General features: G+C 69.3%; 17 protein-coding genes and 1 tRNA gene. 11 read left to right on the top strand and 7 right to left on the bottom strand.

The features are described 5' to 3' along the window. Positions 1 to 59: 59 nt before the first annotated feature. On the bottom strand, positions 60 to 686 hold the full coding sequence (locus ACWDU4_RS08150; protein WP_450113365.1) for a hypothetical protein: 627 nt from the start codon (positions 684 to 686) through the stop codon (positions 60 to 62). A 164-nt stretch (positions 687 to 850) separates the two neighbouring features. Here ACWDU4_RS08150 and ACWDU4_RS08145 point away from each other — a divergent pair, with 164 nt between their 5' ends. The 8 genes from ACWDU4_RS08145 to ACWDU4_RS08110 all read left to right on the top strand — a co-directional run bounded on the left by ACWDU4_RS08145 (position 851) and on the right by ACWDU4_RS08110 (position 8,236). Then, positions 851 to 1,249, top strand: coding sequence for an MmcQ/YjbR family DNA-binding protein (locus ACWDU4_RS08145; RefSeq protein ID WP_450113364.1), 399 nt, complete (start codon positions 851 to 853; stop codon positions 1,247 to 1,249). Beyond that, on the top strand, positions 1,249 to 2,442 hold the full coding sequence (locus tag ACWDU4_RS08140) for a sensor histidine kinase (protein ID WP_450113363.1): 1,194 nt from the start codon (positions 1,249 to 1,251) through the stop codon (positions 2,440 to 2,442). The genes ACWDU4_RS08145 and ACWDU4_RS08140 overlap by 1 nt, the downstream gene beginning before the upstream one ends. Positions 2,443 to 2,511: 69 nt before the next feature. After that, complete coding sequence (locus ACWDU4_RS08135; protein WP_450113362.1) at positions 2,512 to 3,330, top strand: LytR/AlgR family response regulator transcription factor; 819 nt, start codon at positions 2,512 to 2,514, stop codon at positions 3,328 to 3,330. After that, positions 3,327 to 3,704 carry a hypothetical protein gene (locus ACWDU4_RS08130; RefSeq protein ID WP_450113361.1) on the top strand — a complete coding sequence of 126 codons (378 nt, stop codon included), beginning with the start codon at positions 3,327 to 3,329 and terminating at the stop codon, positions 3,702 to 3,704. Before ACWDU4_RS08135 ends, ACWDU4_RS08130 begins: the two co-directional genes overlap by 4 nt. A gap of 16 nt (positions 3,705 to 3,720) precedes the next feature. Then, on the top strand, positions 3,721 to 5,466 hold the full coding sequence (locus ACWDU4_RS08125; protein WP_450113360.1) for a sodium/solute symporter: 1,746 nt from the start codon (positions 3,721 to 3,723) through the stop codon (positions 5,464 to 5,466). Between the two features lie 224 nt (positions 5,467 to 5,690). Beyond that, positions 5,691 to 6,044 (top strand): DUF485 domain-containing protein, encoded by a 354-nt coding sequence (locus ACWDU4_RS08120; protein ID WP_450113359.1) that lies wholly within the window; start codon positions 5,691 to 5,693, stop codon positions 6,042 to 6,044. Positions 6,045 to 6,049: 5 nt separating this feature from the next. Next, complete coding sequence (locus tag ACWDU4_RS08115; protein ID WP_450113358.1) at positions 6,050 to 7,687, top strand: solute symporter family protein; 1,638 nt, start codon at positions 6,050 to 6,052, stop codon at positions 7,685 to 7,687. 117 nt (positions 7,688 to 7,804) lie between these two features. Beyond that, on the top strand, positions 7,805 to 8,236 hold the full coding sequence (locus ACWDU4_RS08110; RefSeq protein ID WP_450113357.1) for a type II toxin-antitoxin system Rv0910 family toxin: 432 nt from the start codon (positions 7,805 to 7,807) through the stop codon (positions 8,234 to 8,236). Positions 8,237 to 8,294: 58 nt separating this feature from the next. Here the strand turns inward: ACWDU4_RS08110 and ACWDU4_RS08105 are convergent, their stop codons facing one another. The 4 genes from ACWDU4_RS08105 to ACWDU4_RS08090 form a co-directional block, all read right to left on the bottom strand. Next, a complete protein-coding gene (locus tag ACWDU4_RS08105) occupies positions 8,295 to 9,170 on the bottom strand; it encodes a universal stress protein (protein ID WP_450113356.1) in 876 nt (291 codons plus the stop codon). Between the two features lie 151 nt (positions 9,171 to 9,321). Further along, a complete protein-coding gene (locus tag ACWDU4_RS08100; RefSeq protein WP_450113355.1) occupies positions 9,322 to 9,582 on the bottom strand; it encodes a YgaP family membrane protein in 261 nt (86 codons plus the stop codon). Between the two features lie 81 nt (positions 9,583 to 9,663). Next, positions 9,664 to 10,572 carry an ABC transporter substrate-binding protein gene (locus ACWDU4_RS08095; RefSeq protein WP_450113388.1) on the bottom strand — a complete coding sequence of 303 codons (909 nt, stop codon included), beginning with the start codon at positions 10,570 to 10,572 and terminating at the stop codon, positions 9,664 to 9,666. 163 nt (positions 10,573 to 10,735) lie between these two features. After that, positions 10,736 to 11,275 (bottom strand): hypothetical protein, encoded by a 540-nt coding sequence (locus ACWDU4_RS08090; RefSeq protein ID WP_450113354.1) that lies wholly within the window; start codon positions 11,273 to 11,275, stop codon positions 10,736 to 10,738. Positions 11,276 to 11,446: 171 nt separating this feature from the next. Here ACWDU4_RS08090 and ACWDU4_RS08085 point away from each other — a divergent pair, with 171 nt between their 5' ends. After that, entirely contained in the window at positions 11,447 to 12,316 is an 870-nt protein-coding gene (locus ACWDU4_RS08085; protein WP_450113353.1) for a hypothetical protein, read from the top strand. A gap of 39 nt (positions 12,317 to 12,355) precedes the next feature. On the opposite strand, the gene ACWDU4_RS08080 is transcribed toward ACWDU4_RS08085, so the two are convergent. Beyond that, positions 12,356 to 12,428 (bottom strand) — tRNA-Arg (locus ACWDU4_RS08080). A 249-nt stretch (positions 12,429 to 12,677) separates the two neighbouring features. On the opposite strand from ACWDU4_RS08080, the gene ACWDU4_RS08075 reads away from it, so the two are divergent. Further along, positions 12,678 to 13,580 (top strand): oxygenase MpaB family protein, encoded by a 903-nt coding sequence (locus ACWDU4_RS08075; protein WP_450113352.1) that lies wholly within the window; start codon positions 12,678 to 12,680, stop codon positions 13,578 to 13,580. Then, positions 13,580 to 14,392 (top strand): oxygenase MpaB family protein, encoded by an 813-nt coding sequence (locus ACWDU4_RS08070; RefSeq protein ID WP_450113351.1) that lies wholly within the window; start codon positions 13,580 to 13,582, stop codon positions 14,390 to 14,392. The genes ACWDU4_RS08075 and ACWDU4_RS08070 overlap by 1 nt, the downstream gene beginning before the upstream one ends. Here ACWDU4_RS08070 and ACWDU4_RS08065 read toward each other — a convergent pair. Then, positions 14,338 to 15,681 (bottom strand): YhgE/Pip domain-containing protein, encoded by a 1,344-nt coding sequence (locus ACWDU4_RS08065; RefSeq protein ID WP_450113350.1) that lies wholly within the window; start codon positions 15,679 to 15,681, stop codon positions 14,338 to 14,340. The genes ACWDU4_RS08070 and ACWDU4_RS08065 overlap by 55 nt on opposite strands. Positions 15,682 to 15,686 lie beyond the last annotated feature (5 nt).

The following is a 15,686-nucleotide window of genomic DNA, read 5'->3' as shown; positions in this document are numbered from 1 at the left end:
CAGCGGTCGGGCCCGCTCCGATTCCGGAGCGGGCCCGAGAGGTGCCGGACGTCAGGGGATCAGGAACCGAAGATCGAGCCCAGTGAGCCGAGGTCGAGAGACTCGAAGTCCAGCGACCCGCCGGCGGGCGGTTCGGTCGTGGGGTTGCATCCGGTGACGGTGACGCTGTGCCACTGCCGGTCGCCGATCCACTCCGGGCCGCCGTCTCCGAGGTTCCCGGGCGGGCCCAGGACCATGCGGTAGTCGAGCTTGTGGGTGTCCGCGTCCGCGTTGGGCAGCGGCGGATCGGTCTCCTTCAGGTCCGTCTTCAGGTTCCGGAGGTAGCTGACCGAGACCGTCTCCCGGTCCTTGACCATTGGGGTCTCGGGGGTGTTCGGGTACTCGGGGTACGACGGGGACGCGGCCTCGGCGTGCAGGCCGGAGGTGCGGCCGGTGGGCCCGGCCGGCGTCTGCCCGTAGTCGGGGCCGGTCAGATCCTCGTCGTCGATGCGGAAGTCGATCGTGTAGCTGGTGATGTTGGTGTTGTTGTCGATGGCGAACTCGACGTTGCAGTCGCCCTTGTCGACGGCGACGAAGCGGACAGGGCCCTCGGTCTGGCCGAGGTCGGGTTCGGCCGCGCCGGCGAGACCACCGGTCAGGAGGAGTGTGGAGCCCGCCGCGGCGACCAGGACAGGCAGGCGTTTCATGGTTCGGTTCATAACGATTACCTTTCAGATCGGTTACCAGTTGGCCAGACGGTAACCGGGTGGGACGGTTGGCGGGCGCTAAACGGACATTTCGTAACCTTGGGTTTTGTTCGCGTGTACAACGAATCTGCGGGCTCCGGGAGGCGCTGCCGTAGCGTGAGCGCATGACCGTCCCCAGCCCGCTCGACCGGCTTCGCGAGCTGTGTCTGTGCCTACCCGAGGCCACCGAACGGATCAGTCACGGCGAGCCCGCGTGGTTCGTGCGGCGGGCGCCGCAGTTCGCCACCTACGCCGACCGGCACCACGACGACCGGGTCGCGTTCTGGGCGGCCGCACCGTCCGGCGCGCAACAGGATTGGGTGGCCCGCGACCCGGGGCGCTTCTTCGTACCGCCCTATGTCGGCGGCCGTGGCTGGATCGGGGTGTATCTCGACGTCGGCGCGAACGGCATTCCCGGGCAAGAGGATTGGCGGGACATCGAGGACATCGTCGAGGACGCGTACCGAACCGTGGCCCCGAAGACGCTGCTCGCCCGGCTCGACACGCCTGCGGGCGAGCGCTGATGTCCGGGACCGCCCTCGTTGCGTTGCTGGTCGCGGTGGCGGTCGTCGCCCTCGCTGCGGCGATGCTGCGCCTGCGCACCCGCCGTACTCTGACCACCCCGGAGGAGCGGGCCGTGCACGCGACCCTGCACACGGCGTCACTCGCGGCGCGGCCACTGCGGCGCGGCCTGGACGCCACCTCCGCCGCCGAGGCGGCGCCGCACCTGCGCCGGCTCACCGCCGCCGATTCGTTGGCCCTCGCCGACGGCGACGGCACCGTCCTCGCGTGGAACGGACCCAACGACCATCTCACCGACACGTTCGCGGTTGCCGCCCGCGCCGCCGCCGAGACGGGTCGGCGGGAACTCATCGCGCACCCGGGCCCGGGGATCCGCGCGTTGATCGTGCAGCCGCTGGTGGTCGACGACGTCGGGGTGGTCGGCGTGATGGGGGTGCTCACCGGAGTCGAACCCGGGCCCGGGATGCTCGGGGCCATCAGCGAGGTCGCGCGGTACGCGTGCAGCCAGATCGAACTCGCCGAGCTCGACGCGTCCCGCGCCCGCCTCGACCGCGCCGAGGTCCGCGCCCTGCGCGCCCAGATCAGCCCGCACTTCATCTACAACGCCCTCAACACCGTCGCGTCGTTCGTGCGGACCGACCCGGATCGGGCCCGCGAACTGATCCTCGAGTTCGCCGACTTCACGCGCTACTCGTTCCGCTCCGCCGGCGAGTACACCCTGCTCTCGGACGAACTGCGCAACATCGACCGCTACCTGACCCTGGAACGGGCCAGGTTCGGGAGCGCGCTCGAGGTGCGCCTGCAGGTGGCACCGGAGGTGCTCGGCGTGGTGCTCCCGTTCCTCGCACTGCAGCCGCTGGTCGAGAACGCCGTACGCCACGGCCTCGCCGGGCAGACCCACGGCACCGTCACCATCGTCGCCGCCGACGAGGGCACCGACTGCGTGATCAGCGTCGAGGACGACGGGGTCGGCATGGACCCGGAGCTGCTGCGGTCCGGCTCGCTCGACGCCGTCGCCTCCGGCACCGGAGGTCCGGCCGCGAAGGAATCCGCGCACGTCGGACTCGCGAACGTCGACGACCGGCTGCGGGCCGCATTCGGCAACGACTACGGCCTGGTGGTGGAGACCGCGCCCGGCGCAGGCACACGGGTGAGCATGCGGGTGCCGAAGTTCCGACCCGGGATCCGGGTCTGAGGGTTCCCGGCTCCACCTGGGTGGGTGTGAGCCGTTCGACCCGGTCCGGCGTGGCACCATTGACCTGTTGTGACACAGACTCCCGAAGGGGTTTCCGAAACCCCGCTGACCGTGCTGGCCGTGGACGACGAGCGCCCCGCGCTCGACGAACTGGCGTATCTGCTGCGCGCCCAGGACGACGTCGGCGAGATCCTCACCGCCGGTGACGCGACCACCGCCCTGCGGGTGATCAAGGACCGGCTCGGTGCGGCAGCGCCGATCGACGCGGTGTTCCTCGACATCAACATGCCCGGACTGGACGGTCTCGAACTCGCCGGGGTGCTCGCGGCGTTCGCGACCCCGCCCGCGGTGGTGTTCGTGACCGCCCACGACGACCGCGCGGTCGACGCCTTCGACCTCGGTGCCGTCGACTACCTGCTCAAGCCGCTGCGGGAGGAGCGACTGACCGAGTCGGTGCGCCGGATCCGTGCCACCCGCCGAACCTCCGAGCCGGCGCCCTCGGAACCGGACGCGACCCAGGCGGACGAGGTGATCCCCGTCGAGCTCGGCGGCGTCACCACACTCGTGCACCGATCCGACGTGGCGTGGGTGGAAGCGGACGGAGACTACGCGCGCCTGCACACCGCCACCGGCTCGCACCTGGTCCGGATTCCGATCTCGTCGCTCGAATCCCGTTGGCAGCCCGCCGGGTTCCTGCGCGTGCACCGCTCGTACCTCGTCGCGCTGCCGCTGGTCACCGGCATCCGCAGCGTGGGAACCGGAACGGTGGTGTGCCTGCGGGTCGGTGAGGACGCCCCGGTGGTGGAGCTGCCCGTCAGTCGCAGGCACACCCGCGAACTCAAGGACCGTCTGGTCCGGGTGCCGCGGCAGAGCTGGACGAGCCGATGAGCGGACCCCCGGACGGTCGACCCCGGGCGCGTGAGCGAGTGGTGCTCGCGCACCGGCAGGGAGCCCGGACGGTCCGCACTCGCGTCGAGGTCCAGGAACAGACCGAGGTGGGCGAGGCCATGATCCGGGCGCTGGTGCGCGCGCAGCTCGGCCTGGCGTTGCGGTTCGCGGCCGCGGTGGTGCTGGTGGCCGCTGCGATCCCCCTGCTGCTCGCGGCCTTCCCGTCTCTCGGGGACGTCACCGTCGCGGGGGTGCGGCTGCCCTGGCTGGTGCTCGGGGTGGCGGCCTATCCGGTGCTGTACGGGGCGGGACGGCTCTACATCCGCCTCGCCGAGCGCACCGAACAGGAATTCGTCGACCTGGCCGACGACTAAGCGGCGGAGGTGACGCGTGTCGGGGCAGCCGATTCCACTGGTGACCGTCGTCGCGCTCGCGATCGCGGCCGTGGCGACCGTCGCGATCGGCTTCTACGGCGTTCGCCTGGCGCGCACCACCTCCGATTTCCTCGTCGCCTCCCGCAGCGTCGGGCCGCGGTGGAACGCCGCCGCGATCTCCGGTGAGTACCTGTCCGCCGCCTCGTTTCTCGGGGTCGCGGGACTGATCGCCAAGTACGGCGCGGACGCGCTGTGGTACCCGGTCGGATTCACCGCCGGTTACCTCGGGCTGCTGTTGTTCGTGGCGGCCCCGCTGCGCCGCTCGGGCGCGTACACCGTGCCGGACTTCGCCGAATTCCGGCTCGGCAGTAAGCGATTGCGCCTGCTGGCGATGGTCGTGGTCGCGGTGATCTGCATCCTCTACATGGTTCCGCAGTTCCAGGGCGCGGGCCTGGCGCTCGGGATCCTGCTCGGATGGCCCACCTGGGTGGGCGCGGTGGTGGTGGCGTTGATCGTCATCGCGAACGTCGTCGGCGGCGGCATGCGGTCGATCACCTTCGTGCAGGCGTTCCAGTACTGGCTCAAACTGACCGCCGTCGCGGTGCCCGCGCTCGTCCTCGCGGGCCATCTCGCCGGTGCCGGCGGTGCCCTCGGCACACCCGCGCCGCCGACGGTCGCCGAGCGCACCACCGTCGACATCACCACCGACGTGGTCGTGCAGGTGTCGGAACCGTTGCCCGCCACGATGTCCGGCACCCTCGACGGGCAGCAGGTGGACGGTCCGGTCGCGCTGGCGGTCGGGGAGCACACGCTCGGGGCGGGCACCGCACTGGTGCTCGACGAGGGCGCCGCGGTGCCCGTCGTCGCGGGGGCGCCGCCCACCGGACAGCAGTGGCTCGAGCCGGGCTGGGGCCTCGGCGGCGCCCACCCGCTCTTCCAGGTGTACTCGCTGATCGTCGGAATCTTCCTGGGCACCATGGGATTGCCGCACGTGCTGGTGCGCTTCTACACCAATCCCGACGGCCGGGCGGGGCGGCGGACCGCGCTGGTCGTGATCGGCCTGGTCGGCGGCTTCTACCTGTTCCCGACCCTGCTCGGGGTGTTCGCCCGGCTGTGGGTGCCGCAGCTGCTCATCACCGGGACCTCCGATGCGGCGGTGCTGCTGCTGCCCGCGTCGGTGGTGTCCGGGGTCGGGGGACAGCTGCTGGCGGCGCTCGTCGCGGCCGGCGCGATCGCCGCGTTCCTGGCCACGTCGTCCGGTCTGCTGGTCAGCGTCGCGGGCGTGCTCAGCACCGACGTGCTGCGCGGCCGGATCCGCGACTTCCGGGTGGCTGCCGTCGTCGCGGGTGTGGTGCCGCTCGCGATGGCGATCGGGGTGTCCTCGATCGACCTGTCGCGGACCGTCGGGATGGTCTTCGCGGTCGCCGCGTCGACCCTGTGCCCGCTGCTGGTGCTCGGCATCTGGTGGCGCGGCCTGACCGCCACGGGCGCCGCGGCCGGGCTGATCGTCGGTGGAGTGGCGTCCGGATCGGCGGCGCTGGTGACCGCGTTCGGCGGTGTCGGCGCGGGTCCGTGGAGTGGCTGGCTGCAGGTGCTGGTCGGGTACCCGGCCGCGGTGACGGTGCCGCTGGCGTTCGTGACGATGGTGGCGGTCAGCCGCGCGACCCGCGGCAGCGTGCCCGCCGATGTCGGGCGCACCTTCACCCGCATGCACGCCCCGGAACGGCTCGGCGTCGGCCGCGACCGCGAGCGCGACCTGTAGGCAGCTCCGCTGCCTGTGAGTGTTTGTGGTCCCGGTGCGGGCCACAAGTGCTCACGGGCGCCGGAGGCGCCTGCGCCGTTCGTCGCGCCGAACCGACCGTCCGGCGCGCGATCCGGCAGCTGGGCGTGTGACTGCCGTCACGGTCTTCTTTTGTGACCTGGGTCTCAATAACGTCTGTGGCCTGCCGGTCCTCACAGCCGGCCCCACAGACCGAGGAGTCCGACGTGACCACAGCAGACCTGAGTTCGGAGGCGACGCCGTCCCGGCGCACCCCGGACGCGCAGGCCTTCATCGAGATGCAGGCGAGTCCTGAATTTCAGGACCTGCGACGCAGGCTGCGCCGCTTCGTCTTCCCGATGACGGCGTTCTTCCTGACCTGGTACGCCGTCTACGTGCTGCTGGCGACCTACGCCTCGGACTTCATGGCGACCAAGGTGATCGGCAACGTCAACCTGGGCATCGTCCTCGGTCTGGGTCAGTTCGTGACGACGTTCGTCATCACCGCGCTGTACGTGAAGTTCGCGAACCGCGAGCTGGACCCGCGTGCCGCCGCCATCCGTGACGAGCTGGAGGGATAGGACCGATGACGACCATCCTCGCCGCCGGCGGCTCCCAGGTGGGCAACCCGGCCCTCAACATCGCCATCTTCGTGGCGTTCGTGGTGATCACGATGGGCATCGTGATCCGCGCGAGCCGCACCACGAAGAAGGCCTCCGACTTCTACACCGGTGGCGGCCAGTTCTCCGGCCCGCAGAACGGTTTCGCGATCGCCGGTGACTACCTGTCCGCGGCGTCGTTCCTCGGCATCGCCGGTGCCATCGCCGTCTACGGCTACGACGGCTTCCTGTACTCGATCGGCTTCCTGGTCGCCTGGCTGGTGGCGCTGCTGCTGGTCGCCGAGATGCTGCGCAACACCGGCCGGTTCACGATGGCCGACGTGCTCAGCTTCCGGCTCAAGCAGCGGCCGGTCCGGATGGCCGCCGCGCTGTCCACGCTGGTGGTCTCGCTGTTCTACCTGCTCGCGCAGATGGCCGGCGCCGGTGGCCTCGTCGCACTGCTGCTCGACATCCACGACAAGGCCGGTCAGGCCATCGTGGTCGCGGTGGTCGGCGTCCTGATGATCGTGTACGTGCTGGTCGGCGGCATGAAGGGCACCACCTACGTGCAGATGGTCAAGGCCGTCCTGCTGATCGCCGGTGCAGGCATCATGTTCGTGCTGGTCCTGCTCGCCGTCCGCGGCAACTTCTCGCAGCTGCTCGCCGACGCACAGGACATGGTCACGAACTCGACCAACGAGGCCGTCGCCGGCCGCGACGTGCTCGCGCCGGGCGCCAAGTACGGCATCAGCTCGATGTCGCGACTGGACTTCGTCTCGCTCGGCATCGCCCTGGTGCTCGGCACCGCCGGCCTGCCGCACGTGCTGATGCGCTTCTACACGGTGCCCACCGCGAAGGAGGCCCGCCGCTCGGTGACCTGGGCGATCGGCCTGATCGGCGCCTTCTACCTGTTCACCCTGGTCCTCGGCTACGGTGCGGCCCGGATGGTCGGCCCGGACAAGATCCTCGCCGCCCCCGGCAAGGAGAACGCCGCCGCCCCGCTGCTCGCGTTCGAACTCGGCGGCACGCTGTTCCTGTCGATCATCTCCGCGGTCGCGTTCGCCACCATCCTCGCCGTCGTCGCCGGTCTGGCGATCACCGCGTCGGCGTCGTTCGCCCACGACATCTACGCCAGCGTCATCAAGCGCGGCAACGCCTCCGAGGAGCAGCAGGTCAAGGTCTCGCGGATCACCGTCGTCGTGATCGGCCTGGCGTCCATCGTGCTCGGCATCCTCGCGATGGGGCAGAACATCGCGTTCCTGGTGGCACTCGCCTTCGCCGTCGCGGCGTCCGCGAACCTGCCGACGCTGCTGTACTCGCTGTTCTGGAAGAACTTCAACACCACCGGCGCCCTGTGGAGCATCTACGGCGGCCTGGTCAGCTGCCTGGTGCTGATCGTCTTCTCCCCGGCCGTCTCCGGCGCCAAGAGCTCGATGTTCCCGAACAGCGACTTCTCCTGGTTCCCGTTGGCCAACCCGGGCATCGTCTCCATCCCGCTGGCCTTCGTGCTCGGCATCGTCGGCACCTACGTCGGCCGGCGCAAGCTCGAGGACCCGGCCAAGCAGGCCGAGATGGAGGTCCGATCCCTCACCGGTGTCGGTGTGGAGAAGGCGGTCGCGCACTAGCTGCACCCCGGGGCTCGGCCCCACCAGATCCGTCCCGCACCTCGGAGCCCTCGCCCGAGGTGCGGGACGTTCGCATGACGGGGTCACCTGGAACGAGCGGGCCGCTACGATTCGCCCATGGCAAAGCTGAAGGTCTCGGTCGATGTGCCGCTCGCTCCCGACGCCGCGTGGGAAAAGGCAAGCGATCTGGCGGAATTCGAGAAGTGGCTGTCGATCCACGACGGCTGGCGCTGCGAGCTCCCGGTGGAGCTGGCCACCGGCATCACGGCCGAGTCGGTGGTCTCGGTCAAGGGACTGCGCAACCGCGTCCGCTGGACCATCACCGACTACGCGCCCCCGCAGAAGCTCGTCCTCAAGGGGGACGGCAAGGGCGGCGTGAAGATCGGGCTCGTGCTGTCGGTGGCGCCGAAGCACAACGGCGCCGAGGTCGGATTGAACATCGACCTCGGCGGCGCTCCATTGTTCGGTCCGATCGGCTCCGGAGTGGCCCGTGCCCTCAAGGGAGACATCGAATCATCACTGAAGACGTTCGTCGCCCTCTACGGGTGACCGGCCGGCCATCCTGTGTTCCTGACGGCCGGCCGTCAGGAACACAGGTGCCTGGGCGTCAGCGGCGTTCCCGCACGATCATCAGCGGTCGTTCGGCGCGGTGCAGCAGGGTCCGGCTCGTCGAGCCGAGCAGCATGCCGCGGAAACCACCGCGTCCGTGGCTGCCGACGACCGTGAGCTGAGCCGACTTCGACTGGTCGAGCAGCTGTTCGACCGCGCGGTCCCGGACCACGACACGCTGCACGGCGACGTCGGGGAAGCGTTCCTGCCAGCCGGCGAGGCTCTCGGCCAGCGCCGCCTCCTCGTTCTCGGCCAGGCCCTCCCACGGCAGGTCCTCGACCGCGGCGGGCAGGGTGTCGAAGTCGACGTCGCTCCAGGCGTGCACCGCCACGAGGGACGTACCGCGCAGCGAGGCCTCGGTGAACGCGGCCTCGATGGCGGGCACGCTGTTCGCGGACCCGTCGACACCGACGACGACCGGGCCTGCGTCGGGCACGGTCTCCGCGCCGGGGACGACCACGAGCGGGCAGCGCGCGTGCGTGGCCAGTGCCGAGGTCACCGAGCCGAGCAGTGCGCCCCGGACGGCGCCGAGCCCTCGGCAGCCGAGCACGATCATGCGGGCGGACTCCGACAGGTCCAGCAGGGAGGGAATCGGAGAGCCGCGGAGCACCGCCGTCTCGACCTCGACGCCGGGTGCGGCCTTCTTGGCGAGCTCCGTTGCCGCGGCGAGGATCCGCTGCGTTTCGGCGGCGAGGTCGTCGAAGTATTCCTGGGACGTGACCAGGACCCCGCCGTACACGACCGGCGTCGGGAGTGCGGACACCACTCGTAGCGGTGCCTTGTGTCGCGCCGCGGCGTGGGCCCCCCACAGGGCCGCCGCGTTCGAGGTCTCCGATCCGTCGACGCCCACCACGATCGGGGGATTGATGATCATGTCGCCTCCTCCGCGGAGCGGGTCGGCGGTCGGTCCGTCGGTGCCCCGCAGATCCCATGCTCGTCGAGATGGGCCGCGGCGGCTAGGGGCGAACGTCCCGCCTCGTCGGTGTCCTCGATCACGGTGGCCGATCGCCCCGTGGACCGGGCGATCAGGAGCGGGTTGCCGCGCAGGTGACGGGCACGCCGAGTCGCTGCATCACCAGGCTCGCCGGACACCAGCCCATCGCGGCGTAGAACACCAGGTTGGCGCCGACGAACCCGGTGAGTACCAGCCACCAGGGGGACAGGACCGCGGCGAGGGCAGCGCTCAGCAGCACCAGCACGCCGGCGAGCAGCGGGACGACACGTGCGACGGTCCAGCCGTCGTGGCGGGGCAGGGGCATGACACTCTCCGGGGTCGGGTTCGACATCACGGCCCAGTATACCCCTGGGGGTATAAATTCGGCCGTGTCGGATCGGTCACGCTCCCGCAGGAGCCGATCGGGTGGCGGCTATTCCAGGATCGGGGTGGAGACGGAGTCGACCAGCCACGCCTGCGCGAGTTCGTCGAGAGTGCCGTCGGCGTAGAGCGAATCGACCGCTGCGGAGACGCACGGGGTCAACGGGCTGTTCTTCTCGAGCACCAGCCCGAAGAACTCGGTCACGGTGTTCGGCCGCGGGAACTGGCCGACCAGAACACTTTCCGGCAGATCCGACTCGGTGATCTGGAAGCCCGTCGGAATGTCCACCACCAGCGCGTCGATCCGGCCGTCGGCGAGTGCGGCCTTCGCCTCGTCGGTGGTGGCGAACGCGAGCGGCTCGTCGCCCGGCCGGATGGTTCCCTCGATGGCGGCGAGGCTCGTCGAGCCGGCCTGGGCCCCGAGCTGAAACCCGGTGAGGTCGTTGAGATTGCGGGCCGAGGCGGCGGGGGTGCCCGCCATCGCGACGATCGCCTGCGTCACCGCGTAATACGGGGACGAGAAGTCGACGGCGTCCCGGCGGTCGCCGACGATCGTCACCTGGTTGATGTCGAAGTCGAAGGACTTCGGCCCGGGCGCGATCGCCTCCGCCCACGGCACCCGGACGAACGTCACCTGCGCGGGGTCGTAGCCGAGGCGCTCCGACACCGCGCGCGCGACCGCACCTTCGAATCCCTTGCCGTTGGCCGGGTCGTCGTCGACGAACCACGGTGCGTATGCGGGGGAGTCTGTGGCGACGGTGAGGGTCCCCGGGGCCCTCGTCGCCCCGGTATCGGGGCCGCAGTCGCCGATCGCCGCGGTCGACGGCAGCTTCGTGTACGCGTTCGGAACCGGGGTCGACGTGGGTGCGGCCGCGGTGCCTGCGTCCGACGACGAGCAGCCGGACACTGCGAGGACCGCGGCCAGTGCGAGCGGAAACAGGGCGGCGGGTCGATGTCCGATTCGGGGCACCCGGACATAGTGCCTGCGTGGACGACCGGCGGCAACAGATGATGCAACGCCGGGTAACGGGTGTCTGCGGAGTCGGCGGTTCGCCATGCGGCGGGGTGTCCGTGCGGCCCGTGGGCGCACCTGGCTTCGGTGGGTGGCAGGCATTGAATCCAGGTCACGAGGACAGCGTGGGTCCGGACGTGATGAGTGCGATTCCGATGCTCGGTCCGCCGCCGAGCAGTTGTACCGGTGGGCTGTTGGTGAAGCGCTGATCGGTGGGCTCGAATTCCACCATCGGGAAGCCGACGTTCTCTTGGTGTCGCCAGGTCCGATTGATGTCGATCACGCTGGGGATCGAGTCAGGGGACACCCAGAAGGTATCCGGCCCGGCTTCGCCGAACGTCACGAACTTCGTGGTCGGCGAACTCAGGTCGTAGTCGCTGGACACTCGCCGATATTCGATCATCCAGAACGCCCTCTTCGGGGATTGGTATTGGACCCTTTCGGCCGCCTCGTAGATCGGGAAACCCGCATTCCGGGCGGCGATCAGGGATTGAAGGGTCATGCTCGGAGGGTTGACGAGGCTGGAAGCCGATGCGGTGATCGACTCCAACGAATCCGTGGATGTGGCACCCGCCGGCGCCACCACCCCAACGCCGACCGCGACCGCGACCAGGCCCCCCGCGAATACGCGCTTGACCGAGATGTCGATCATCGATGAATTCCCCCTACCGTGATTGGCTGCAACCTACCAACCGGTATGTCGGTTTACTCTGATGAGCGTTACGTGGGTCGATTGCCTGGGTCGGCTCGGCGGCGTCAGGAACCCTCGCGGGCGCGCCGTGCGGCGAGCGATACTGCGTATGGGCGTGCAGGAGGTCGGCGGATGGGCGACGGTCGCGGCAGCGCAGTTCTCTCCACCTATCGGTACCTCAGGCTGGCCATGGTCGTGCTGGTCGTCACGCTCGCCGCCTCGGTGCTCGTCGCGACGGCGAAGTCCGGTTGCTGGCGGGACTCGATCAGTGCGTACTACTACAGCACGGCGCACAACGTCCTCGTCGCGGTCCTCTGTGCGCTCGGCGTCTGTCTGATCGTCTACAAGGGCAGTTCGGACACAGAGGACGTCGCGCTGAACCTGTCCGGATTTCTCGCGTTCGTCGTCGCGGTGGTGCCCACTGCACCGCCGGAGCCGGGTTCGTGTGGCTGGCGGGAGATCGCGTTCGAGGGTGGCCTGTCGGACGCGATGCGCAACAGTGTCTGGGCGATCCTGATCGCTGCGGTGATCGCCCAGGTGGTGACATTGGTGATCGCGTGGCGGACGGGCGCCGACCGGTCGCTCAAACCGGTGGCCCGGTGGGTCCGCAACTTCGGGTGGGTGCTGCTGGCGGCCGGGGTGTCCTGCTTCCTGTTCTTTCCGGACTTCTTCGCGGCACACGGCCACACGATCGCGGCATCGCTCATGTTCGCGGGGATCGTCGGTGTGGCCGTGGCCAGCGCCGTCTCGGCCTCGTACACGCCGAACGCCGGGACCTACGTCCGCGCGTACCAGGCGATCGCCGGCTGGATGTTCGCCACCCTCGTGGCGGTCCTCGTCGTGCATCTGGCGTTCCCGGACTTCGGGCATCTGGTCCTCGTCGCGGAGGTCCTGCTCATCGCGGAGTTCGCGACGTTCTGGATCGTGCAGACCGTCGAACTGTGGAACGTCGTGGACCGGACGGACCTGTACGAGCGCGGTCAGGCGCCGGAGAAGTTGTGATCGACCGGCCGAACATCCGGTTGACCTGGGAAGATGTTGTGCCCTCGGCAGGATTCGAACCTGCGACACCGGCTTTAGGAGAGCCGTGCTCTATCCCCTGAGCTACGAGGGCGTGGGGTGCGGGCATCGCTGCCCGTCCCCGCTGCAGTAGGCAGTGTAGCGGGGACGGGTGGGGTGGGACGCCATCGCCCGTGGCGGGTGCTCCGGGTGAACGGTCTTGACGCCGCTCAGGCGAGTGGTATGTTAACCGCAATTCGCATAGGTGCCGATCGTGACCGTGGAGGGGCGGTCACGATCGGGTTCGAGAACTGTTGGTGTGCCGACCGTTTCGCCCATGGGGGATCCATCGAAGGAGGGGCGTATGCCTCGCAGCTATGTCAATCTCGACGAGCGGCCGCGGCTGACCACCGCGCGGACCCGCATCACGATCACCAGCACCCGCAAGCGGTGGACCCGGAAGAACCCGGACCTCACCGATGCGCTGGACTTCTGGTCGTTCGCCGGCGCCGCCGCGAACGTGGCCATGCAGATCGGCTGGCCGGAGGTCGCCTACGGGGTGATGGAGAGCAAGGTGCCGTCCGGCGCGCTGATGCATCATCCGTGGAAGCGGGCCCGCACCACCACCCAGTACCTGGCGGTCGCGATCCTCGGCACCGACGCCGAGCGGGAGGCGTACCGGGAGGCGGTCAACGGCGCGCACCGGCAGGTGCGGTCCGACGAGACCAGCCCGGTCAGGTACAACGCCTTCAACCGGGAACTCCAGTTGTGGGTCGCGGCGTGCCTGTACATCGGCTTCGAGGACTCGCACCAACTGCTGCACGGGAAGCTGTCCGCCGAGGACCTCGAGCACTTCTACCAGCGGTCCTCCACACTCGGCACGACCCTGCAGGTGACCGAGGACATGTGGCCGGCCACCCGCGCCGACTTCGACGTGTACTGGAACACCGCCTGCGAGCGGGTGGTCTTCGACGAGCGGACGAAGGAGTTCTTCGAGGACCTCGTGGGCCTGCGGATGATCGCGTGGCCGCTGCGGGCGACCTTCCGGAACCTGCTCAGGTTCCTGACGATCGGGTTCCTGTCGCCGCTGTTCCGCGAGCAGCTCGACCTGGAGTGGACCGAGGACGACCGCCGACGGTTCGAGCACCTGTTCATCTTCGTCTCGTTCGTCAACCGGTTCCTGCCCGGCTTCATCCGCAACGGGGGCAGCTACCTGTTGATGCGAGACCTGCGCCGGCGAATCGGCAAGGGCTCGAACCTGATCTGATGGCGCGCGTCGACGACGAACTGGGTCCGGGGAGCCTGCTCTGGGACTACCTCGGAGACCGCCGATTCCTGCTCACCCTGCCCCGCGCGGTGTCGCTGCAGATGCTGCACCCGGTGATCGCGCGCGGCATCCGTGAGCACTCGCGCACCCCGCGGCACGTGTGGATGCACGCCCGTCACACCGTCCCGCAACTGATCGCGATCGCCTACGAGGACCGGGACCTGTCCTCGGTGATCCGGTTCGGGCACGAGCAGGTCAAGGGGCGCCTGGAGAGCGGAGTCCGCTACCACGCGCTGAACCCGGACGTCTTCTTCTTCCAGCACGCCACCTACGTCGACACCCTGATGACGATGGTGGACACCTTCATCCGGCCGCTGCACGGCGACGAGCGGGAGCAGCTGTACCGCGAGTGCTGCTCGTGGTACCGCCGGTACGGGATCTCGGCGCGGGCGATGCCGGAGACGTGGGGCGGCTTCGAGAAGTGGTTCGCCGACGCATGTGCCCGGGAACTGGCACTCGGCCCGGACGGTGAGTACTACCGCGACCAGGTGCTGCGGCCGGATCACTGGGTGGTCAAACGCGTGCCGTCCGCCGCGGTACGGCAGATGATGCATCCGCGGGCACGGGAACTGTACGGGGTGCAGTCCTCGGGGTCCGGTGCGCTCACCCGGTATGCGCTGCGGCGCAGGCTCGTTGCCGCCGCGCTGCCCGATCGTCGCCACATCGCCGTCGCCAACCGGGCGTTCGCCCGCGCGAATCAGGCGGCAGGATCGGGTTCGGCGACCGGTGCGGGGGTGGCGACCCCTCGATGAAATCCCTTGCGGTCGTAGAGCGTCGTCACGACCGCGCCGAGTACCAGTCCGATCACCAGGCCGATCGTCGTCATCGCGACCGCGTGCGTCATCTCCCGTGAACCGCCCTCACCGAAGTACAGCAGCGCCCGCACCCCGAGGAACACCTGATGCATCGGCTCGAAACTCGCCAGCCAACCGAAGAACGGCGGCGTCGCCTCGATGGGGATGGTGCCGCCGGCAGACGGCAGCCCGAGCACGATGAACAGGATCAGGTTGAGGATCATGCCCACACTGCCGAAGACGGCGAGGACCGACATCGCGGTGACACCCACGGCGATGATTGCGAAGCTGCCGTACATCCACAGCCCCAACGCATTCGGCAGCGGCATCGACAGCAGGTGCGAGATCCACAGGTACAGACCCGACACGAGCGGACCGACGACGACCATGACCCCCCATTTGACGGCGAGCGTCTGCAGGCGGGAGATCTCCACCCTCGGGTTGTGGACGTAACGGGGGCCGAACTCGGTGGGAGCGAAGCCGAGCATGCCGTCGACGAGGGTGTTCACGATCATCGCGCCGGTGAACCCGGCGAGGATGACCAGCAGTGCGTAATAGAAGGCGGACAGCCCGTTTCCGGTGCCGTCCGGCAGTGGCTTGTGCTGCACCGTCAGCACCTCGATCGGGTGCGCCAGCGTCAACCGGGCCGCACCGGCGACCGGCGTGTCGCCGACCGCGGCCGCGACCTGGTCGGACAGTTGGGTGCCGACCTTCTCGTTCACCGTGGTCAACGCCGGGCCGGCGATCGCACCGACGAGCGCGGTCCCGAACGTCCCCGCCCGCGGGTTGGTGTAGACGGTGATGACGGGTTTCTCCACGTCGCCGGGGACAACGCTGGACTGGGCCAGGATCATCAGCCGCTTGGTGAAATCGGACGGGATGACGATCGCGCCGTACACCTCCGCGGAGTCGAGCATCGACTGCGCGGTCCCGATCCCCACCTGCTTCAGATCCACCTTGTCGGAAGGAACCCCGGCGACGAGTCCGTCCACGATCTGGTCGCCGATGTTCTGCCGCGTGTCCGAACCCGGGGTGACGTCCCCCTCGTCCTGGTTGACCACCGCGATCGGGAAGCCGCGCAGGTTTCCCTTCGGATCGAGGATGCTGCCCAGGTACAGCGTGGCCAGCAGCGACATGAGCAGTGCCACGACCACGATCGGGGCCGCCCAGAACAGCGGACTACGCAGTTTTCCGGTCCGCTGCCCCGGAAGGATCGGCTCCGGTGCTTCGTGCTTGGGGGAGGTCACGGCCA

It is taken from the genome of Rhodococcus sp. NPDC003348, assembly GCF_053589375.1.
The sequence above is the reverse complement of the archived record's forward strand: the minus strand, read 5'-3'. Positions and strand labels throughout refer to the sequence as shown.

Bases quoted from the DNA above. Each gene is read 5' to 3' on its own strand.
- ACWDU4_RS08110 (WP_450113357.1), top strand. From the start codon at position 7,805: ATGGCAAAGCTGAAGGTCTCGGTCGATGTGCCGCTCGCTCCCGACGCC.
- ACWDU4_RS08090 (WP_450113354.1), bottom strand. From the start codon at position 11,275: ATGATCGACATCTCGGTCAAGCGCGTATTCGCGGGGGGCCTGGTCGCG.
- ACWDU4_RS08115 (WP_450113358.1), top strand. From the start codon at position 6,050: ATGACGACCATCCTCGCCGCCGGCGGCTCCCAGGTGGGCAACCCGGCC.
- ACWDU4_RS08105 (WP_450113356.1), bottom strand. From the start codon at position 9,170: ATGATCATCAATCCCCCGATCGTGGTGGGCGTCGACGGATCGGAGACC.
- ACWDU4_RS08070 (WP_450113351.1), top strand. From the start codon at position 13,580: ATGGCGCGCGTCGACGACGAACTGGGTCCGGGGAGCCTGCTCTGGGAC.
- ACWDU4_RS08075 (WP_450113352.1), top strand. From the start codon at position 12,678: ATGCCTCGCAGCTATGTCAATCTCGACGAGCGGCCGCGGCTGACCACC.
- ACWDU4_RS08150 (WP_450113365.1), bottom strand. From the start codon at position 686: ATGAAACGCCTGCCTGTCCTGGTCGCCGCGGCGGGCTCCACACTCCTC.
- ACWDU4_RS08130 (WP_450113361.1), top strand. From the start codon at position 3,327: ATGAGCGGACCCCCGGACGGTCGACCCCGGGCGCGTGAGCGAGTGGTG.
- ACWDU4_RS08145 (WP_450113364.1), top strand. From the start codon at position 851: ATGACCGTCCCCAGCCCGCTCGACCGGCTTCGCGAGCTGTGTCTGTGC.
- ACWDU4_RS08140 (WP_450113363.1), top strand. From the start codon at position 1,249: ATGTCCGGGACCGCCCTCGTTGCGTTGCTGGTCGCGGTGGCGGTCGTC.
- ACWDU4_RS08100 (WP_450113355.1), bottom strand. From the start codon at position 9,582: ATGTCGAACCCGACCCCGGAGAGTGTCATGCCCCTGCCCCGCCACGAC.
- ACWDU4_RS08085 (WP_450113353.1), top strand. From the start codon at position 11,447: ATGGGCGACGGTCGCGGCAGCGCAGTTCTCTCCACCTATCGGTACCTC.